At 56.8% G+C, this 20,391-nt stretch carries 16 protein-coding genes and 1 tRNA gene; 8 read left to right on the top strand and 9 right to left on the bottom strand.

What is annotated here, in order from left to right; translation table 11 throughout:
* Positions 1–60: 60 nt before the first annotated feature.
* Positions 61–1,821 (top strand): divergent polysaccharide deacetylase family protein, encoded by a 1,761-nt coding sequence (locus R8G34_04855; protein MDW3222205.1) that lies wholly within the window; start codon positions 61–63, stop codon positions 1,819–1,821.
* 31 nt (positions 1,822–1,852) lie between these two features.
* On the opposite strand, the gene R8G34_04850 is transcribed toward R8G34_04855, so the two are convergent.
* The 7 genes from R8G34_04850 to fabI form a co-directional block, all read right to left on the bottom strand.
* Positions 1,853–2,890, bottom strand: coding sequence for a succinylglutamate desuccinylase/aspartoacylase family protein (locus tag R8G34_04850; protein MDW3222204.1), 1,038 nt, complete (start codon positions 2,888–2,890; stop codon positions 1,853–1,855).
* A gap of 3 nt (positions 2,891–2,893) precedes the next feature.
* Positions 2,894–4,405, bottom strand: a complete 1,512-nt coding sequence (trpE, locus tag R8G34_04845) for an anthranilate synthase component I (GenBank protein MDW3222203.1) — start codon at positions 4,403–4,405, stop codon at positions 2,894–2,896.
* Positions 4,406–4,408: 3 nt separating this feature from the next.
* Complete coding sequence (locus tag R8G34_04840) at positions 4,409–6,250, bottom strand: SurA N-terminal domain-containing protein (GenBank protein MDW3222202.1); 1,842 nt, start codon at positions 6,248–6,250, stop codon at positions 4,409–4,411.
* Positions 6,251–6,328: 78 nt separating this feature from the next.
* Entirely contained in the window at positions 6,329–7,510 is a 1,182-nt protein-coding gene (locus tag R8G34_04835) for an aminotransferase (protein ID MDW3222201.1), read from the bottom strand.
* A gap of 111 nt (positions 7,511–7,621) precedes the next feature.
* Entirely contained in the window at positions 7,622–8,134 is a 513-nt protein-coding gene (gpt, locus tag R8G34_04830; protein ID MDW3222200.1) for a xanthine phosphoribosyltransferase, read from the bottom strand.
* A gap of 4 nt (positions 8,135–8,138) precedes the next feature.
* Entirely contained in the window at positions 8,139–8,741 is a 603-nt protein-coding gene (locus R8G34_04825) for a LysE family translocator (GenBank protein MDW3222199.1), read from the bottom strand.
* 4 nt (positions 8,742–8,745) lie between these two features.
* Positions 8,746–9,552: an enoyl-ACP reductase FabI gene (gene fabI, locus R8G34_04820; protein MDW3222198.1), complete on the bottom strand. Its 807-nt coding sequence runs from the start codon at positions 9,550–9,552 to the stop codon at positions 8,746–8,748.
* Between the two features lie 154 nt (positions 9,553–9,706).
* Between fabI and pdxH the strand changes: the two genes are divergently transcribed.
* The 6 genes from pdxH to R8G34_04790 all read left to right on the top strand — a co-directional run bounded on the left by pdxH (position 9,707) and on the right by R8G34_04790 (position 17,268).
* A complete protein-coding gene (pdxH, locus tag R8G34_04815) occupies positions 9,707–10,312 on the top strand; it encodes a pyridoxamine 5'-phosphate oxidase (GenBank protein ID MDW3222197.1) in 606 nt (201 codons plus the stop codon).
* 277 nt (positions 10,313–10,589) lie between these two features.
* Complete coding sequence (locus R8G34_04810; GenBank protein MDW3222196.1) at positions 10,590–11,126, top strand: cold shock domain-containing protein; 537 nt, start codon at positions 10,590–10,592, stop codon at positions 11,124–11,126.
* Entirely contained in the window at positions 11,123–11,584 is a 462-nt protein-coding gene (locus R8G34_04805; protein MDW3222195.1) for a DUF192 domain-containing protein, read from the top strand. The genes R8G34_04810 and R8G34_04805 overlap by 4 nt, the downstream gene beginning before the upstream one ends.
* 41 nt (positions 11,585–11,625) lie before the next feature.
* Positions 11,626–11,702, top strand: a tRNA-Pro gene (locus R8G34_04800).
* Between the two features lie 1,500 nt (positions 11,703–13,202).
* A complete protein-coding gene (locus R8G34_04795) occupies positions 13,203–16,859 on the top strand; it encodes a vitamin B12-dependent ribonucleotide reductase (protein MDW3222194.1) in 3,657 nt (1,218 codons plus the stop codon).
* A gap of 13 nt (positions 16,860–16,872) precedes the next feature.
* Positions 16,873–17,268: a hypothetical protein gene (locus R8G34_04790; GenBank protein ID MDW3222193.1), complete on the top strand. Its 396-nt coding sequence runs from the start codon at positions 16,873–16,875 to the stop codon at positions 17,266–17,268.
* A gap of 461 nt (positions 17,269–17,729) precedes the next feature.
* On the opposite strand, the gene R8G34_04785 is transcribed toward R8G34_04790, so the two are convergent.
* On the bottom strand, positions 17,730–18,233 hold the full coding sequence (locus tag R8G34_04785) for an RNA polymerase sigma factor (GenBank protein MDW3222192.1): 504 nt from the start codon (positions 18,231–18,233) through the stop codon (positions 17,730–17,732).
* Positions 18,234–18,497: 264 nt separating this feature from the next.
* Here R8G34_04785 and R8G34_04780 point away from each other — a divergent pair, with 264 nt between their 5' ends.
* Entirely contained in the window at positions 18,498–18,734 is a 237-nt protein-coding gene (locus tag R8G34_04780; protein ID MDW3222191.1) for a hypothetical protein, read from the top strand.
* 107 nt (positions 18,735–18,841) lie between these two features.
* Here R8G34_04780 and R8G34_04775 read toward each other — a convergent pair whose 3' ends face one another.
* A complete protein-coding gene (locus tag R8G34_04775) occupies positions 18,842–20,380 on the bottom strand; it encodes a trimethylamine methyltransferase family protein (GenBank protein ID MDW3222190.1) in 1,539 nt (512 codons plus the stop codon).
* Between the last annotated feature and the right edge of the window lie 11 nt (positions 20,381–20,391).

Genomic DNA, 20,391 nt, shown 5'->3' with positions numbered 1-20,391 from the left:
AGACAGTCCTGAAACGCGCAACGTCAAAGCGGATCAGGGGCGGAATGAGGTGAGGGCATCGTGGCACGTGGTTTTCTGAAAGGAGCTGTTTGGGGCAGCGCGGTCAGTATTTGTGTATTGGGCGTCGTATCCACATTTGCAGATCGTTCGCAGACGGCGGATGTCACGCTGGCAGCACCTGAAGCCGCTATTGTTCCGCAGGAGCAAGAGGCGACGGCTGCAGTAGATGAGGCTGTGCCGTCAACCGATCAGACAGAACCCTTATCGGAGCCCGATATTGCGTCACAGGATCAGGAAACAACGCCCGATGCTGAAAAGCCTGTCCCTGTGACGGGCCAACCGATACCGGCACCACAACCCGATACTCTGGCGGCTGTTCCTGAGGCTGTGATGGCGCCCGCTGCGCAGCCCGAAACGGGTGCGGCGTCTGATTTGGCTGATCCTGATGTGGAAACTGCAACGCCCGACATTGATACAACGACAGGTGAGACGCCAGTTGTTCCAGCGGAACGAACGACAGGTCTGCAAGCCCCGAGCGTGGAGCCTTCCGTGACGGTTTCAACCGATCCCGCGCAGCCTGCCACGCCATCTGCCAACTCCGAAATTGCCTTGAGCGTCGACCCGGTACAACCGGTGCCCCCAAGCGGGGATGAAAGCGCGTTTGGCGATGTCAGCGAGGCCGAAGCGCCGGAATCAGCGCCCGGTGTTTCCACATCGATCTCTCAAGACCCGGATCAACCCAAAGCGCCCGCCGTGCCGTCCGAAACGCAGGCGTTTGAGACACCGGGCCCTGAGGCTGAAACAGCGCAGGCGCAACAATCGCAACCCTCAATGTCACCTGTCACGTCACCCGACTCCCCGGTTTCAGAAGAGATCACCGTCTCGCCCGTCATTGGAACAGCGCCTGTGCCGCAGATCGGTTCGGGGCCTTTTGATGCGGAGCCTGCACCGCAACCACAATCAGACCCGTTGCCAGAGGATCAGATGCTGGCGCTCAAGGGATCCGAAGGCACGGTTGGGAACCTCGCGCCAGAAGTCGAAGTGAACAGATTGCCAACGCTCGCGGGAGATGCCGATGGCGACGCAACGGGCGAGATATCGGAGGCGGGTCAGACAAATGAAGGTGCTGCGCGCGCCCTGCGCCCGGTTGAGAAGTTTGCAGCCGCGTTTGACAATACAGGCGACAAACCGGTGATGGCGATTGTTCTTATGGATGAAGGGGTGAATTTGTCGCGCGATACCATAGGATTACCTGCATTGCGCAGCTTTCCTTATCCGATCAGTTTCGCGGTGGACACGAACCTGCCCGACGCGCAGGACCGCATGGCTGCATATCGTGCCGAAGGTTTCGAGGTGCTGGCTCTGATTGATTTACCCAGCGGTGCGACGGCGCGCGATGCCGAAGTCACGCTCGCCGCAGCTCTTGAGATGGTCCCCGAAGCGGTGGGCGTCTTGGAGGGCGTTGGCGAAGGCCTGCAAGGCACGCGCGATGCGGCGGAACAGGTGACCGAGATATTGGCGCAGACCGGACATGGCTTTGTAACGCAGAACCAGGGCTTGAATACTGTGCAGAAGCTGGCCGCGAAATCAGGGGTTCCCTCAGCGGTTGTCTTTCGCGACTTTGACAGCGCTGAACAAACGCCCACGGTCATTCGACGGTTTCTCGATCAGGCTGCATTCAAAGCAGGGCGCGAGGGCGGCGTGATCATGCTGGGCCGTCTGCGTGAAGACACGATTTCTGCGCTCTTGATCTGGGGTTTGCAAGACCGGGCCAAAACCGTGGCGCTGGTGCCTGTCTCTGCGGCTTTGCAAAGCCAATAGCGCAATTTGCAAATACATCCCCGACAAGCGGTCAGATGATCTCGTCTTCGTCAAAAAGCGGATCAGTTTCCAACTGAGTTGCCAGATCTTCGACGGTGTCTTCCGAGACACGCGGGTTCAGGGCGGCCAGATGGAAAACCGCATCCCCCTCATTGACCACAGGCAGAATGGCGCGGCCGATCAAAATTCCCGGTGAGGGGGCCAGCAAGTCCGTTTCCTTGCCACCAAATGGATCGGATACTGTTGCCAGCACATCTCCCGTTTCCACCGTTTCGCCTTCTGCACGGAATGTGCGCAGCAATCCACCGGCGGGTGCGCGCAGCCACGTGGAGGATTTGCAGTAATAGGGTTCAACCTTGGCTCTGGCGACGCCCTTGGCTGCCACCATGCCGAGGCCGCGCATGACCCGAAGGATGCCCATGACGCCTGCGCGCACTGCCATTTCATCAAAGCGAAGACCTTCGCCCGCTTCATAAAGCAGGACTGGCGTGCCGCGCTCAGCCGCCTCAGCACGCAGCGATCCCTCGCGTAGCGGCGACGTCAAAACCACCGGTGCGCCAAAAGCCGCAGCCATTTTCTGCGTGGCCTCATCACGAGGAGACACCCGGATCTGCGGCAGGTTGGTGCGGTGGATGGCCGCGGAATGCAAATCAATCCCAACATCGCAGCGCAGTACCACCTCGTTGAGAAAAATATGGGCCAAACGGGAGCCCAGCGAGCCCGAGGGATGGCCGGGAAAACAACGATTGAGATCGCGTCGGTCCGGCAGGTATCGAGAACGGTTCAAAAACCCGAATGAGTTCACCACAGGCACAACCAGCAGAGTCCCGCGCAACGAGCGAAGCTGGGGAGCGCGCAACAGACGCCTGACGATCTCCACACCGATCACCTCGTCGCCATGCACCGCCGCCGATACAAAGAGCGTTGGCCCAATACGTTTGCCATGATGCACCTGCACCGACAGGTTGACCGGCGTATGATCCGGCATTGTTGAAACCGGCAAGTGCACGGTCTCGCTGCTGCCCCGCGCGATCCTTTTTCCGGCAATCTCAAAGGGCGCATTGGGCATGGATCAGGTGTTGCCCTCGCCTGAGAACCGCGCGGCATCGGCTGCTGCGCGCCTTATCGCGTTGGATTTATGCACGGTTTCCTGAAACTCGGCCTCCGGGTCGCTGTCATAGACGACGCCCCCCCCGGCCTGAATGTAAAGCTTTTGATCCTGCACCACGGCGGTGCGCAGCGCGATGCACATATCCATATCGCCGCCCGCGCTGAAATAGCCAACGCCGCCCCCGTAGACACCGCGTTTTTCAGGTTCCAACTCGTCGATGATCTCCATCGCACGCACCTTGGGCGCGCCGGATACTGTGCCCGCAGGCATACCAGCGAAAAACGCGTCCAGCGCGTCCTTGTCGTCGTGCAATTCGCCCACCACGTTGGATACGATGTGCATCACATGGCTATAGCGCTCGACGATGAATTCTTCGGTGGGGCGAACGGTGCCAATCTTGGCAACACGACCCACATCATTGCGGCCCAGATCCAAAAGCATCAAGTGTTCGGCGAGCTCTTTTTGATCGGCCAGCAGATCGGCTTCCAAGGCGTTGTCTTCTTCAGGCGTGGCGCCGCGCGGGCGCGTTCCGGCGATTGGTCGAATGGTGACCTCTTTGCCAAAGACACGCACCAGAATTTCGGGGCTGGCACCGATCACCTGAAAGCCGCCGAAGTTGAAATAAAACATGAAGGGCGAAGGATTTGTACGCCGCAGGCTGCGATAGAGCGCAAAGGGATCCTGCTTGAAATCCTGCGTCCAGCGCTGTGCAGGCACCACCTGAAAGATATCACCGGCGCGGATATAATCGCGCGCTTTTTCGACGGCTGATTTATACCCGTCATGGGTGAAATTACTAATCGGATCGCCGGGCGTGTCCGCCTCACCAAGGTCACGGGTCGCAACGGGCATGGCGCGTTCGAGATCTCGGACTGCATCCATGACGCGTTCGGCGGCCTGCGCATAGGCCGCGCGGGCGGATTGCCCATCTGAGACCCAAGCGGGAGAGACGACGGTCACCTCGCCCTTCACACCGTCCAACACAGCCACCACGGAAGGGCGCATCATCACAGCATCCGGCAAGCCCAGCGGGTCCGGGTTAATGTCTGGCAGATGTTCCACCAGCCGCACCATGTCATAGCCAAGATAGCCGAAAAGCCCCGCTGCCGCCTGTGGCAAGTCATCGGGCAGATCAATTTTGCTTTCGCTCAGAAGCGTGCGCAGCCCATCCAGCGGATTGCCGTCCTGCGGGGTAAACGCTTCCGCGTCATAGCGCGCAGCGCGGTTGATTTCGCTCTGCGTCCCGTGACACCGCCAGATCAGATCTGGTTTCATACCGATGATCGAATAGCGTCCGCGCACTTCGCCGCCCGTCACCGATTCCAGAACAAAGGCGTCTTTTTTTGCCCCGGTCAGCTTGAGCATCAAGGAAACAGGCGTGTCCAGATCCGCGGCCAGCCGCGTGTAGACAATTTGATTACGCCCTGCTGCGTAGGCGGTCTCAAAGGCCTTAAACTCTGGGATTAGTGCCATAGATCAGGGGAAATTCACATGGACCGCCTGCAAGGCCTGCGGATTGATTTGCGGGTTGGCACGCAGGGTCACATCATTTGAAAAGATTTCATAGACGTCCTGCGCAAGAGCCTGACCCGCCTGCTGTTCCAACTGCATGCGCAGGGTCGCGGTATCCTCGTTCTCTTCAGGTGCGGCAATTTCATCCAGACGTACGATCACAATGGCGGCGTCGTCCTGCATTACAGCGACATCTCCGACATCCATATCAAAAACATCCGACATGAAACCGGTCGGTGTGCCGCCTACAAAGCTACTGCGTAACAGGTTTTCTTCGCGCACGGCATCCAGGCCCAGTGTCGCAAACTCCGCACCTTCGCGCAGTTGCGGTAATTGCGTTTCAATTTGAGCCGTCAGGCTGGCCTCGATCTCGCCGGCTTGCCAATGGGTCAAGACGTCTGCACGTGCCTGTTCGAACGGGGCCGGGCGGGGCGGCAAAACCGCGTCCAGACGCAGGGCAAACAACCCGCCGTCTTCCACTTGCTCAATCTCCGGGAAGTCCTCTACCGTGACCGCGTTGGCTGCGCGCCGGAATGCTTCGTAAGCTGCAATGCCATCTGTGCTTTCAAGGGTCCAGTCAATGCTGCCCAAAATCATGTCGCTGTCCGTTGCCAATTCTTCGAGCGTGGCGCCGCCCGCCAGAAGATCGTCCAGATTTTCCGCCTGTGCCTCAACCAGCCGGCGCGCGCGATCTGCCGCGAGCTCTGGACGCAGGATGGATTGCGCGTCTTCAAATGGTACAAACTGAGCAGGAAGAACCGCATTTACGCGATAAAGGGCAGGTCCCAAAGAGCTCGGAAGCGGACCCACAATTGCGCCAACTTCCGCCGCAAACACCTCAGCACCGGCGTCGGCGAGTTCTGCCTCAGTCACATCCCCCAGATCAATATCCGCAAGCGTCAGGCCGCGCGCCTCTACCAGACCTTCGAAACTGTTTCCGACCTCAAGAGCGGCCTTGGCATCATTCGCGCCTGTCTCATCCAGATAGGCGAGACGTTCCACAAGCCGACGTTCGGGCTGGTCAAATTCAGCGCTGCGCTGATCATAAGCTTCGCGCAGTTCAGCCTCGGCGATCTCGACCTCGTCAATCAACGAATCCGGGCTCAGGATCGCATAGGTGATCTGCTTGGTCTCAGGCAGCATGAAAGCGTCGATATTCGCGTCATAATGCGTACGCAAGGTGACATCGTCGGCAACTGGAATGGGGGTCGCCAAATCCGCCTCTCCCAGACGGGTCCATGTGAAACTGCGCTGCTCCCCGACGAAGTTCACCAGTGTTTCCACATAGGCATCAGGCATGACGACACCGTTCAGGATCGCTCCCTGGATCAAGGTGCGGGACACTTCTTCGCGCAGCTGTGTTTCGAACTGCGCCTCGGTCACGCCGTTTTGTTCCAACGCAAAGCGATATCCGTCGCGATCAAAGGTCCCGTCCACGCCGCGAAAAGCGGATATTTCAAGAATCCGGTCGCGCAGGGTCGCATCTCCGATCGACAGGCCCATCTGGGCGGCTTCATGATCCAGCGCGCGCGTTGCGATCACCCGTTGAAGCACCGCGCGGTCGAGCCCGATTTGTTGTGCCTGCGCAAAGGGCAAAGGTTGGCCTGTCTGTTGCTGGACCGCCTGCATTTCCTGTTGCAACTGGCGCGCATAGCTGTCCACCGACACAGGCATGTCGCCAACGGTCCCGATGGTACGGATGTTGCCCGACAGGCTGGTGGCGCCAAACCCTCCCAGACCCAGGATCAACAGACCCATCAGAATCCAGACGGCGGTTTTCGAAATGCTTGAGGAGCCTTTGGCCATGTTCACCCTTTGCGCGCGGCGCATTTGTCACGATTTGACGCTCTGTCTAAGCGTCCGGGGGCCGGGGGGCAAGGGGTCTCAGCCGCGCGGGCGCATTGTGTTCAACCGGTCAAACAGCACGCCAATACCGTCTTTATCAAGGTTGGCAAAAGCAATGCGCAACTGTCGCGCACCATCCGCATCGGCGTCAGGGCAAAACATCGTGCCGGGCAGGCACAGGATGCTTTGATCTCGTACGAGTTTTGGGGCCAGTTGGGCGGAACTTATCTCAAAGGGATGCGCCATATAGGCGAAATAGGCTCCGGATCCGAGAAGGGTCCAACCTTGGGTTTCCAATTTGTGAAACCCAGACTCAATCGCTTTGCGACGTGCCAGAATTTCGTCGCGTTCTCCGGCCAGCCATTGAGCAAGGTTTTGCATCCCCCAGAGGGCGGCGTGCTGGCCGATCTGGCCGGGGCAAATGGCGACAGTATCGAGAAATTTCTCAACCTCTGACAAGCGTGCGGGCGAGGTGACGATGGCACCGACCCGATGCCCGGTCAGTCGGTATGCTTTGGAAAAGGAATAGAGGTGGATCAGTGTGTCGTCCCAATCCGGATCTTCAAATAGTCCATGTGGTGCACCCATCTGACTGTGAAAATCGCGATAGGTTTCATCAAGGATCAGTGCGATGCCGTTGCGGCGCGCCAGTTCGAGGAACGCCTGCAGAAGCTCTCCGGGGTATTCAACACCTGCCGGATTATTGGGTGACACCAGCGCAATGGCGCGGGTGCGTGGCGTGATCAGGCCCTGTGCGACTTCCGGATCGGGCATAAGGGCGGCATCGGTTTTCAGCGGAACAGCGTTAACACCAGACATATCGAGCCACATTTTATGGTTGAAATACCACGGCGTTGGCAGAATGATTTCGTCGCCCTCAGCACAAAGCGTCGCAACGGCCGCAGCAAAAGCCTGATTGCACCCGGAGGTAATCGCTACTTGGGCGGTATCGACATCGCCGCCATAGATCCGGCTGGTTTGCCGCGCGAGTTCGGTGCGCAAATCAGGCAAGCCCAGCACCGGCCCGTATAGATGCGCATCATCACGGCTCAGCGCCACATCTGCCATAACCTGTCTCAGAGAGTCGGGCGGAGGGTCAACAGGGGCGGCCTGACTGACGTTTATCAGCGGTCGATCGGTGGGAAAATCAATCCCGTCCAACCAGCGTCGTGCCTCCATGACTGGCGGCGCAAAAGTTGCGGCGGTTCTCGAAATCGTCATCATGTCGCTCCAGTCTGGCGGCATCCCGTTCAACGGGTGCGGATGTCTTTTGCGGATCGGGTTCTTTTGGCCTCAAATACTCTCGACGGAGGCATTCAGTTTTTGCGCGGTTCAATCAGTGCCGCGATAAGGCTCAACATATTGCAACGCCATATCCCATGGGAAAAAGATCCATGTGTCCTGACTGACCTCGGTGATAAATGTATCTACCTGCGGGCGGCCCGAAGGCTTGGCATAGACCGTGGCAAAATGGGCCTTGGGGTACATCGCGCGCACGACTTCAAGTGTCTTGCCGCTGTCCACCAGATCATCGATGATCAGGATGCCAGTGCCATCTCCCATAAGCGTCTTGTCCGGCGCTTTCAGCATCTTGGCTTCGGATTGTTTTTGATGGTCATAGGACTTTATCGAAATCGTATCGACCGTGCGAATGTCCAATTCGCGCGCGGCAATCATGGCTGGGGCCATACCGCCGCGTGTGATTGCCACCACTGCGCGCCATGCGCCACCGTCCGGACCTTGCCCATCCAGACGCCAGGCCAAGGCACGACTATCGCGATGGATCTGGTCCCAACTGATGTGAAAGCCCTTCTCATGGGGCAGACGGCTTGAATCTTTGCTCATTTCTTTACCTTTCAGTCAGCAGGCGCAATCCCAAAGCCCCCAGCAGTGTTGCGGTTATGCGGTCCAGAATGGGTTTGGCGCTCATATATCCGCGCCGTGCTGGAGTACTGGACAACAGGGCTGCGAAAAGCCCGTAGAACAGAACTTCCAAAGCAAAATGGTTTGTGACGATCAGAGATATTTCCGCCATCGTCAGCCCGGTCGGAAAAACCACAACGATCACAGCGGCGGCGAAGAGCATGGATTTGGGATTGCCCGCATTGATCAGGAGCCCCGCCAAAAACGCGCGCCGTGCAGGCCGATCAGAGGCCCCGACCGGATCGCGCGCGTGACGCCAAGTCTGTACCGCTAGCCAGATCAGATAAAGAGCACCAACCGTTTTCAGAAGTGTGTATGTCCAGGGAAATACTCGAAAAAGCGCATCCAGCCCCAAGAGCGCTGACAGCGACCAGAGAGATGCAGCCGTGGCCAGACCAAGGCCCGCTGCAAGCCCCGCGACCCGCCCGGCGCTGACCGATGTCCTGATACAATAGAGCATCGCCGGACCCGGACTTGCCAATGCGGCGAGCAATACGAGGTTAAAGGCAAAAAGGCTTTCAAGACTCAATGGTTCAACCCTTGCTCATGTCTGGCGCATCTACAGCCTTCATGCCGACCACGTGGTATCCTGCATCCACATGCAGGTTTTCCCCGGTCGTCCCGGAGCCCAGATCAGACAGCAGGAACAAAGCCGCCTTGCCGACATCCTCGGTGGTCACATTGCGGCGCAGGGGAGAATTATACTCGTTCCACTTCATGATATAACGGAAGTCACCAATGCCTGACGCGGCCAATGTTTTGATCGGACCGGCAGAAATCGCGTTCACGCGGATGCCGTCCTTGCCCAGATCTTCGGCCAGATATTGCACCGACGCTTCCAGTGCGGCCTTGGCCACGCCCATCACATTATAATGGGGCATGACTTTCTCCGCGCCGTAATAGGTGAGCGTCAGGCATGATCCGCCTTGAGGCATCATCTTTTCGGCGCGCTGCACTACGGCCGTGAAGGAATAAACCGAAATGTCCATCGACAGGGCAAAATTGCCGCGGCTGGTGTCCACATATCGCCCGCGCAGTTCGTTTTTGTCCGAAAACCCGATGGCATGCACCACAAAATCCAGCCTGTCCCAGTGATCCTTGAGGCTGTCAAACAGGGCATCCAGCGAGGCTTCGTCGCCCACATCGCAGGGCAGAACAATGTCGCTGCCCAATTGCGCAGCCAGGGGGCCGACGCGTTTTTTCAAAGCATCGCCTTGATATGAAAAAGCAAGCTCAGCCCCTGCGTCCGCGCAGGTTTTGGCAATCCCCCAGGCAATTGATTTGTCATTGGCAAGGCCCATGATGAGGCCGCGTTTGCCTGCCAGAAGATCATTTCCCATGTAGGTCCCTCGGATTGCTTTTGGTGTTTTGCATCTGTCAGACCTTTAGGCGATTGCGCAAGTCCCATCAAGACTGGTTGGTGGTTGACCCACGCAGGACTTGACCTTTTGAAGACTTCCGCCAATTGGTGAACCCAATTAAAGTGAGGACCCAATGGACAAACGAGACGGTAAATTCGCCGGTGAGAATCCGTTCCAGATTGCGCAAAGCTGGTTGGCTGAGGCCGAGAAAACAGAACCAAACGATCCCAACGCGATTGCCCTCAGCACGGTTGATGCAGAGGGTCTGCCCAACGTCCGGATGGTTTTGCTGAAAGGGATCGAAGCGGACGCATTTGTATTTTACACCAATTACGAAAGCGCCAAGGCACGTGAACTTGACGGGGCTGGAAAAGCCGCATTTGTGATGCATTGGAAGAGCCTGCGACGTCAGGTGCGGGTGCGCGGCCTGGTGAGCCGGGAAGATGGTGACGCCGCTGATGCCTATTTCGCTTCGCGTTCTTTGAAAAGCCGCCTGGGCGCCTGGGCGTCAAAGCAATCGCGGCCACTGTCCAGCAGAAACGCTCTGCTTGCAGAAGTGGCCAAGGTGACGGCGACCCATGGGACGAACCCCAAACGTCCACCTTTTTGGGGTGGATTCCGGATCAAACCGCTGGAAATCGAGTTTTGGGCGGATGGTGATTTTCGCCTTCACGATCGGTTTCGATGGCAGCGTGGTGCGCTTGCAGATCCATGGGAGATTTCCAGATTGAACCCCTGATTGGTGCTTTTCGTCCACAAAAGAAGTGAAATCAGTGTTTGTGTGCGCACACTATTATGTGCAAAGGTCGTCTTGTATTGAAATGTAAGGTATTTGACGTGCAATCTTCAACCCCGGCGGGAATATCCCCTCTTATCACTGACCTGTGAAGCTTGTGCTTGGGCGTTTTGCTCTGTACCGGACGACGGCGACTGAATTTTTTGTGTAAACTTGGAAGAATAACGTTAATTCATCTGATAGTATGTTAGAAAATGTTACGACGACTGAAAGATTACTTGTGAGTGAGACCGAAGAAATATCTCCCCGCGTGTCAGGGCTGGTTAAGTGGTTCGACCCGGTAAAAGGATTTGGCTTTGTCGTATCTGATGCTGGCGGGCCGGATATTTTACTGCACGTCAACGTGCTGCGCAATTTCGGGCAGAGTTCGGTTGCAGACGGCGCACGGGTTGAGCTCGAAGTTCAGAAAACTGACAGAGGTGTGCAGGCAACCCATGTTGTTGCGCTGTCTCCGCCGGAGGCTGGTGAGACCGTTGGCCTGTCGGATATCGCGGCCCTTGATCCAGAAACAGTCGCCGCAGCACCATTGGAACCTGCACGGGTGAAATGGTTCGACAAGGGCAAAGGGTTCGGGTTCGCCAATGTATTTGGGCGGCGCGATGACATATTCCTGCATATGGAGGTCTTGCGCCGATCAGGTCTTTCCGATCTTGCACCGGGGGAAGCTTTGGCGTTGCGCGTGATCCAAGGAAAACGCGGTCACATGGCCGCCGAAGTCTTTGCATGGGAAGCTGCATTGGACGCATCTGACATATGATGCGGTGGGCGGCTTTGATCCTGTGTGTTCTGGGTCAAGGCGTGTCGGCGCAAGAGTGTCGTGACGACACGGTCTATCTGAGAGGCGACTGGGGGCAGGCGCGCTTTGCGGTTGAGATCGCAGATGATACGGAAGAACGCGCGCAGGGTCTGATGCACCGTGAAAGCATGCCCAGCAGTTCCGGCATGCTTTTTGTATATGAGCGTCCACAGTTCCTGTCTTTCTGGATGCGCAATACGCTCATTCCGCTCGATTTGCTTTTTATTGACGCCGCAGGGCGCGTGCAGAAAATTCATCACTCAGCGCAGCCTCTGGATGAAACACCGATTCTCGGAGGCGAGGATTTGACGCATGTGCTGGAAATTAACGGCGGTCTTGCGAAAGCGATGGGAATTACACCTGGTACAACGCTGCGCCACCCAACATTTTCAAATCTTGCGGCGGAATGGCCTTGTTAGGGGTTTTCAAATCCCCACGCCCCGTCTAAAGAGTGCTTCGTCGGAGCGTGGCGCAGCCTGGTAGCGCACCTGTTTTGGGTACAGGGGGTCGGAGGTTCGAATCCTCTCGCTCCGACCACTTTCAACCATATGGAATATCTGAGAACTCTGCACCAATGGGCAACGGAGTGTTCAGAGGCTGCGGTTGGGGCGTCTGGCAGAGCGTCGAAACAAGCTTTTTAGGTCGAAATCCAATTGGCTTTTGAGCAAATCGGTTGAGCCATGCGTGGCTGCAGGAGGCATTGGTGGCTTCATCACGGGTGTTGTTTGAAATGCCGATGTGGGGTTGCGTGTTCCAGCCGACAAAGTTCAGCGATCGATTGAGCGTTTTGCGACTAGGGCTCGTTGTGTGGGGTGCATTGCAGCTACAGTTCAGCCAGCGGGGACGATCTTGGCTGGATCCAAGGCTGAGCCCAAACAGTGTGTCCTCGCTCGGGATGTATTCGGATCGACAGCCCTATGAGGTGGTTCGTTTTCGGTTGGCCTATCCACGGTTTCTTCGGGCGGGAAAGTTTTACCAACGCCTTTGTCGGCCTGAAGGGTCAGGTTCAACCCGACAGGGGTCGGTTTCGTTTCGCACTGATCGCCCCGTGCTTTTCGGCGGGTAAATAGTACGAAAAGCGATGAATGTCCTGCCTTTGCCACGCGGTAAAAGAAGAAGCGCATCATCGCGACCCGCTAACGGTTCCGCCGGGATCAGAAAACTCAATCACGCCCGGCGATAAAAAGCCGTTTCTAGGCCGCGCGCGGATGCCTCGACGAGTGCGATGCGCACATCGGTGTCGAAACTCCAAAGTCGCTTGACGCTGGCTGCGGCGCCCCTGATGGTCCCGTCTCTGTCCAGTGGTCTTGCGTAATCTCCGCTGCACTAATCTTTCAGGCGGGAATCATAGTGTCGTGGCACCACGAATATGGCGCGATGAGGCTAAGCCGCCAAACACAACATGCGGTGCTAGTTTGGCGAGAACGCACATTTACTCGCTACATATGGGGAGGACGGTCGGGCGCGTTTTGGAACATCTGACACAAAATTGTAACAAGCCGTGATTAAGGTTAATTCTTTGCGAAGTTCAAAGATCTTTTTTGTGGTGAAGGGCCCCCAGGCGCAGTCGCCTGTGGACAAAGTCAAGCAGTGCTTCAAATGCATGCGCTAAATCTGCTGTTATTATGGCTTATTTCTATTTGCCTTTGCTGCGGACAAAACACCTGCACATGTGGATATTAACCTGGTGTTAATATGTTGAATCGCTGGCGAGGCCGCGCTGCTTAAAAACCGCAATCCGTCAAGTTGGTAATCCACAAAAAAAGTATAAAAATTCGTTGACCCATGAGGGGTAGATACGTCAAGTTGTGCAGACCGACGATGCAGCCACAACATGTAGTGGTTAAACACACAGGGGTGCATCGGCGGGTTAAGGGCAGACAGACGATAAAGATCATCGCTGTAAGACAAGCCAACGGCACCCATATGCGGAGCCGGACACCAAGGCTTTGTGTTTTTGACCTGAGGTATGAGTGAGACGTCCTGCAATGACAGGGTCGGCTCTTGGATGAAGACGCTGAAGATGAGGCAGCTAAAATGAAAATTGAACGTAAATTCACCAAAACCGACCAAGACGCTTATGCCGAACTGGATTTCGTGACGACCGTATCCGAAATTCGCAATCCGGATGGTACGGTTGTTTTCCGTCTCGATGATGTGGAAGTTCCGAATTCATGGAGCCAGGTTGCAAGCGATGTGATCGCGCAGAAGTATTTCCGCAAGGCGGGCGTGCCGTCGGCGACCAAGAAAGTAAAAGAAAAGGGCGTTCCTGAGTTTCTGTGGCGCTCGGTGCCCGCTGAGGGCGCAGAGATGGGCGGAGAGACCTCCTCCAAGCAGGTGTTTGATCGTCTGGCCGGTGCCTGGGCGTATTGGGGCTGGAAGGGAGGCTATTTCACGTCCGAGACCGATGCCCGCGCCTATTTCGATGAAATGCGCCACATGCTCGCCAGCCAGCGCGCCGCGCCCAATTCGCCACAATGGTTCAACACAGGTTTGCATTGGGCGTACGGCATCGACGGTCCGGCCCAAGGCCACCACTATGTCGATTACAAGACTGGCAAGCTGACCAAATCAAAATCCTCATATGAACACCCACAGCCCCATGCCTGCTTTATCCAGTCAGTCTCGGACGACCTCGTAAACGACGGCGGCATCATGGACCTATGGGTGCGCGAAGCGCGGCTGTTTAAGTACGGCTCCGGAACGGGAACTAACTTCTCCTCCCTGCGCGGCGCCGGGGAAAGCCTGTCGGGCGGAGGTAAATCCTCTGGCCTGATGGGCTTCCTCAAAATCGGAGACCGCGCGGCGGGCGCGATCAAATCGGGCGGCACGACGCGCCGGGCGGCCAAGATGGTCATCGTCGACGCGGATCATCCCGACATCGAGGACTTCATCAACTGGAAGGTCATCGAAGAGCAAAAAGTCGCGAGCATTGTCGCGGGCTCCAAAATGCACGAACAGAAGCTGAATCTGCTGTTCGCGGCTATCAGAGAATGGGACGGCGCCGTCGATGACGCCTATGACCCTGCCAAAAACGATGCGCTAAAACAGGCGATCCGCGAGGCGAAAAAGGTTTCGATCCCAGAGACATACGTCAAACGGGTGCTGGATTATGCCAAGCAGGGCCACACGTCGATTGAATTCCCGACCTATGATACGGATTGGGACTCCGAGGCCTATAACTCGGTCTCCGGGCAAAACTCCAACAATTCGATCCGCGTGACCAACGCCTTCCTGACAGCTGTTGAAAAAGACGCCGACTGGGAATTGATCAACCGCGTCAACGGCGAGGTTACCAAGACCGTCAAGGCGCGTGAATTGTGGGAGCAAATTGGTCACGCTGCCTGGGCCTGCGCTGATCCGGGCATCCAGTACCATGACACGGTCAATGACTGGCACACGTGCCCAGAGGATGGCGCAATCCGCGGCTCCAACCCGTGTTCAGAATACATGTTTCTGGATGACACGGCCTGTAACCTTGCGTCGATGAACCTGCTGACCTTCTTGCAGGACGGTGAATTTCAAGTTGAGGATTACATGCATGCGGCCCGTCTGTGGACCGTAACACTGGAAATCTCGGTGATGATGGCGCAGTTCCCCTCCAAGGAAATTGCGCAGCGGTCTTACGAATTCCGCACCTTGGGACTTGGATATGCCAACATCGGCGGCTTGCTGATGAACATGGGGCATTCCTATGACAGCACCGAAGGCCGCGCTCTTTGTGGTGCGCTGACGGCGATCATGACCGGTGTCTCCTATGCAACCTCTGCCGAAATGGCTGGCGAGCTGGGCCCATTCCCCGGGTATGAAAAGAACAGCGCGCACATGTTGCGGGTCATGCGGAACCACCGCAGTGCGGCGAATGGCAAAGTGGGTGGCTACGAAGAGTTGTCCGTCAATCCCGTGCCACTGGACTACATCAGCTGCCCCGATCAACGGTTGATCGAGATCGCTCGGGGGACTTGGGATCAGGCGTTGGAACTGGGTGAAAAGCACGGTTACCGCAACGCGCAGGTTTCCGTTATCGCGCCCACCGGGACCATCGGTCTGGTGATGGATTGCGACACCACGGGTATCGAGCCGGACTTCGCGCTGGTGAAATTCAAGAAACTTGCCGGCGGTGGTTACTTCAAGATCATCAACCAATCCGTGCCTGCAGCACTTGAAAAACTGGGCTATGGTTCCGCACAGATCGAAGAAATCGTCTCCTATGCGGTCGGTCATGGCACCATCGGAAATGCACCGGGGATCAACCACACGTCGCTTGCGGGTCACGGGTTTGGCGCGAATGAACTGGCCAAGGTGGATGGCGCACTTGCCTCTGCCTTCGACATCCGGTTTGTGTTCAACCAATGGACGCTGGGTGAAGAGTTCTGCACGCAAGTGCTTGGCATCCCGTCTGAAAAACTGAACGATCCGACCTTTGATCTGCTGCGCCACCTTGGGTTCTCCAAGAAAGACATTGACGCGGCAAATGATCATGTCTGCGGCACCATGACGCTGGAGGGGGCTCCCTTCCTCAAGGATGAACATCTGAGCATCTTTGACTGCGCCAACCCTTGTGGCAAAAAAGGTAAGAGGTTCTTGTCTGTGAACAGCCACATCTACATGATGGCTGCTGCACAATCGTTTATCTCCGGCGCGATCTCCAAAACGATCAACATGCCAAACGACGCGACCATCGAGGATTGCCAAAAAGCTTATGAACTCAGCTGGTCGCTGGGTGTCAAAGCGAATGCGCTTTATCGCGACGGCTCGAAGCTCTCGCAGCCTTTGGCCGCGGCCCTGGTTGAGGACGATGAGGAAGCCCAAGAGACGCTCGAAAGCGGCAACGCTCACGAAAAGGCAACCGTTCTGGCTGAAAAAATTGTTGAGAAGATCATCGTCAAGGAGATCGTGAAATCTCATCGTGAAAAGATGCCACAGCGCCGCAAGGGGTACACGCAAAAGGCCATTGTCGGCGGTCACAAAGTGTACCTGCGCACCGGCGAATACGAGGACGGCAAGATCGGTGAGATTTTCATCGATATGCACAAAGAAGGCGCTGGTTTCCGGGCGATGATGAACAACTTCGCCATCGCAGTGTCGGTTGGTCTGCAATACGGCGTGCCCTTGGAGGAGTTCGTGGATGCCTTTACATTCACCAAATTCGAGCCTGCGGGCATGGTGCAAGGCAATGAGACCATCAAGAACGCAACTTCGATCCTCGACTATGTGTTCCGGGAGCTGGCGGTATCTTACTTGGATCGCACGGATCTGGCGCATGTTGCCCCTGCGGGTCACACCTTTGATGATTTGGGCCGGGGTGAAGAGGACGGTGTCAGCAATGTGTCCGAGCTCTCTGAAACCGCTGCGGCTAAGTCTTTGGAAGTGCTTAAGCAAATCAGTTCAACGGGATATCTGCGCAATCGGATGCCTCAGGAGTTGGTTGTGTTGCAGGGCGGCGCCCAGGGCTTTGGCGATGGCGAAACGGCCTATGACGGTCTTGCTCCAGCGGCTGACGGCAGTATCGCTGTTGCGATGGCCACAACAACGGCTGTTGCAAGCGGATCGGTTAGCATGGACGCCCGCACAAAGGCAAAGATGCAAGGCTATGAGGGCGAAGCCTGCGGCGAATGCGGCAACTACACGCTGGTGCGCAACGGGACTTGCATGAAGTGCAACACCTGCGGCGGAACAAGTGGCTGCAGCTGAGGAGGGCGCTGACATGATTGAACGGTCTATCAATTCTCTTTCACCGCCGATCTATATCAGTTCGACCGGTCAAAAGTTCGACTTTGCGGAGTATGAGATTGATGCGGACCCTGCTGGAGAGAATGACATCTATCTGTTCTGCACAGAAGGCATTTTCGGGTTCAATCCGGTTTTTATAAGCAATGCGAAAGACTTGCAGGGGGATGACGTTCTCGAAGGCCCCAAGAGGAAAGGTGCCACCAAACTTCTTGTTCACTCGCAACCAAAACGTCCGGTTGTGGGCCTGAAGGATGCGGAGGCGCTATTGATCAACGAGCTTCGACCTCAGTTGAACGTGCAAAAGAAAGCGAGGACTGGCGGATCAGAGAAACCGGACGCGCCAACCCATAGCAAAGGACACGCGTCTTAAGGGATGCGCAGGGGTGTCGATCGACCAAGACCGATCGGCATCCCGACGAATACGGAAGTGAGCAGATAACTACGCCACTTTCAACAAGCAGCGGGGCCGGGTTCCGCAGAAAACGAAGACGTTTTCCACTTTGTCCGGCCCGTCGGAAATCCTTTGGATTTCCAACGTAATTGGGGACGGGCAGGGTGGGACCTTGGCCTCTCTGATATCCGGGGCGGGTGCGCTCGCCCCCGACGACGTTCAGGCCGCAGGCAAAAAAATACCGAGCGGTTAACAAATTGAGCTTGAACGGCGAAACTAAGTGGGGTCCTTCGGGGCCCCTTTTTTCGTAGCGTTATCCGATTTTGCCAGCGCCTGATCGGAGGCACCGTTGCTGCGCGCGTTTGGCAAAGGTGGCCTAAAGCCCACCCTACGTGGCGTGCTTGCCGCCGTAGGGTGGGCTTTAGGCCACCATCATCCCTTCAGAAGAGTTCCGAGATCGGCGTTTTTTGCTTTATACCCATTTCTTTGCGCAGTTTTGCACGTGCTCTTGCCAGCCGAGACATCACGGTGCCCAAAGGCAGGCCCGTATTTTTCGCGAGGGCTGATGGGCTGGTTTCACCCGCTGCAATCATCTGGATCAGCAGAGCCTGATTTTGCGGGAGCCGCCCGACCGCCGCTGCAATTTCGGCGCAGGCCATGCGCGCGGGCGCTTCGGGCAAAACAGACATGCTGTCTTCCTCCAAGGGGTCGGTTGGTTTGTCTGAACGCCACCTCTGGCGCGCGAGGTTGCGCAGGACAGTCATGGCATAACGCTCCAGATCATCGACCTCGGTGCCTTTCAACAAGGCAGACCAGAGACTGAGCGTTGCTTCCTGTGCCAGATCGTCAGCATCACTCTGGCTGTCACTCAATCGCCGGGCACGTTTCGCCAGACGGGGCAGCAGGGCATTCAGGTCGTCGGGAATATCACGCAGTTGGTGCATATCGAGCTCCTGTTTTGATGGAACTCTCCAAACATGGCATGTCTTTAAAGTTGTACCAGACGGGGGGTTTTTGCCGATGGCACCTTTGCGCCCTTTTTCGGCAACGCCTCGCCACTGCGCGTGCGCCGGATCGGCGGGGAATGGCGCGATTGGGCATAAGCGTCCTGCGGCAGGGACGGAACCCGCCTTTCCTGCATCTGTCTTAATGAAGCGCACAACAGCGTTTCAGAACACTTACGTTCAAACTTAAATGGGAGACCCCACATGACACTGTTCAACAAACCAACCATCGCTCTGATCGCTCTTCTGTCGGCATCCGCCGCAGTGGCAGCCTTGAGTGCCGATGCGAATGGGGACGGCGTTTTGACCATCGACGAGGTGCAGGCCGTTTATCCTGACGTCACAGCCGAAGCATTCACCACAATGGATCTGAATGCAGACGGCGCACTTGACGAAGCAGAGGTGCAGTCCGCACAGGAAGCCGGATTGATGCCAGCCTAAACAGGCCAAAGACCTGAAGCCGTCTGACTGTTGCAGATCAGCAGGCGATTGAGGTTACAGGTGCCCGGTTCCTCCCCCAGGAACCGGGCATATTTTTTGTCGCACCATTAACCCGGCAAGTGAATGTTGAATCGTTGTCGAATGTCAGCATCCAGCATTGGATCAAAGCGTGCGGTCGCGCGCTGTGCGAGGATCTCGTCTTTACGCGCTGTGGCTTTTTCGATGAGATCGGGCTTGCCCAACTCGTTCCATTCCTTAGGTGATGTGCGATCGCCAAAGCTCGGATAAACGTGATCCTGCTCCATGCGTCCAAGCGTTTGTTCGGTGCCCAGATAGTGACCCGGCCCACCGATACAGACTTCCCGGATTTGATCCAGTGCCAGCGTATCATCGGTGATCTCGATCCCGCGGACACAGCGCATTGCCTGTCCGATCAGGTCATTCCCCAAAATCAGCGACTCATGACAAAAACCCAACAGCGAGGCGTGCATCCCGGCGGCTTCATAAACCATGTTCAACCCGGACAAACCGGCCATGACGTTGGAACACATTTGTTCCCAGCCCGCCTGCATGTCCGGCAGTTTGGAATCTGATATCCCAGCGGCAGCGCCTCCTGGCAAATCATAGTATTTGTGCATCTGAGAGCATCCGGCCGTCAGCAAGGCCTGTTCGCCAGACCCCCCGGTCATCGCCCCGGTGCGCAAATCCAGGCCAAATGGCCAGGTCCCAAAAACCGCCGGATGCCCCGGTTTGACCGCGTTCACATAGACCAGTCCGGCAAGACACTCCGACACCGCTTGAACGATTGCGCCGGCAACAGTCGAGGGAGCCGTCGCACCTGCCATGCCCGCCGACAGGAGCAACACAGGCATGCCCGCCTTGATGCATTCCTCCATCACCTGACAGGACTCAGTGGCGAATTTCATCGGTGGGACAACAAAGCAATTGGTATTGCTGACAAAAGGGCGTTCGCGCCATTTGTCCTCGCCGCCCGCGATCATATGCAGCAATTCAATGCCGTGTTTGACGTATTGGGGTTGCGTGAAAGAGGTGCCAATATGTTTCGTTGTCCCAGCGCAACAGGCATAGATGGAGTTCACGTCCATTTCCAGATTATCGGTGATATCGCGGCACACCATCGGACGCTGTAGAAAGTGGATATTGTCGAGCGTGTTCGCGATGCGCGCTGCATCATGCAAATCCTGAACGCCGCATTCGCGGTAATTCCGGCCATCGGCTTCCACAAGGTGTACCGCAGCACCGGCCGTTCCATAGTGCACCCGGTGACCAGACAATTCCAGATCGTGCTGTGGATCGCGTGCCATCAAAGTGACGGTGCGGTTTGCGCGCGCAATGGTATCCTCAATCAGGGCGCGGGGAAATCGAATGCGCCCGTCATCGCCCAAAACTGCACCGGCCTCGGTCAAATAGGCAATACCAGAGGGCGGCGCATCCGCCAGACCAATCTGTTCCAAAGCATCCAATGCCGTGGCGTGAATACGGTCCATTTGTGCGGGCGTCAGCGGGGTATAGGTCCCGCCATTCATGCCCGGTCGGATCGGGCGCAGGTGTGATGCAAGAGGGGCCGCGCGCGCTGCTCTGCGTGCCGCGCGTCCACCGCTGCGTGTTTGTGTTTTTTGAGTCATCGGATCATCCT

The sequence above is a fragment of the Paracoccaceae bacterium genome, assembly GCA_033344815.1.
Taxonomy (GTDB): Bacteria; Pseudomonadota; Alphaproteobacteria; order Rhodobacterales; family Rhodobacteraceae; genus Roseobacter.
This window is presented reverse-complemented; position numbering and strand designations above follow the sequence as displayed.

Excerpts from the sequence above, each read along its gene's own strand:
- R8G34_04835 (MDW3222201.1), bottom strand. The coding sequence starts at position 7,510 with ATGACGATTTCGAGAACCGCCGCAACTTTTGCGCCGCCAGTCATGGAG.
- R8G34_04850 (MDW3222204.1), bottom strand. The coding sequence starts at position 2,890 with ATGCCCAATGCGCCCTTTGAGATTGCCGGAAAAAGGATCGCGCGGGGC.
- pdxH (MDW3222197.1), top strand. The coding sequence starts at position 9,707 with ATGGACAAACGAGACGGTAAATTCGCCGGTGAGAATCCGTTCCAGATT.
- R8G34_04840 (MDW3222202.1), bottom strand. The coding sequence starts at position 6,250 with ATGGCCAAAGGCTCCTCAAGCATTTCGAAAACCGCCGTCTGGATTCTG.
- R8G34_04805 (MDW3222195.1), top strand. The coding sequence starts at position 11,123 with ATGATGCGGTGGGCGGCTTTGATCCTGTGTGTTCTGGGTCAAGGCGTG.
- R8G34_04795 (MDW3222194.1), top strand. The coding sequence starts at position 13,203 with ATGAAAATTGAACGTAAATTCACCAAAACCGACCAAGACGCTTATGCC.
- trpE (MDW3222203.1), bottom strand. The coding sequence starts at position 4,405 with ATGGCACTAATCCCAGAGTTTAAGGCCTTTGAGACCGCCTACGCAGCA.
- R8G34_04790 (MDW3222193.1), top strand. The coding sequence starts at position 16,873 with ATGATTGAACGGTCTATCAATTCTCTTTCACCGCCGATCTATATCAGT.
- fabI (MDW3222198.1), bottom strand. The coding sequence starts at position 9,552 with ATGGGAAATGATCTTCTGGCAGGCAAACGCGGCCTCATCATGGGCCTT.
- gpt (MDW3222200.1), bottom strand. The coding sequence starts at position 8,134 with ATGAGCAAAGATTCAAGCCGTCTGCCCCATGAGAAGGGCTTTCACATC.
- R8G34_04780 (MDW3222191.1), top strand. The coding sequence starts at position 18,498 with ATGACACTGTTCAACAAACCAACCATCGCTCTGATCGCTCTTCTGTCG.
- R8G34_04785 (MDW3222192.1), bottom strand. The coding sequence starts at position 18,233 with ATGCACCAACTGCGTGATATTCCCGACGACCTGAATGCCCTGCTGCCC.
- R8G34_04775 (MDW3222190.1), bottom strand. The coding sequence starts at position 20,380 with ATGACTCAAAAAACACAAACACGCAGCGGTGGACGCGCGGCACGCAGA.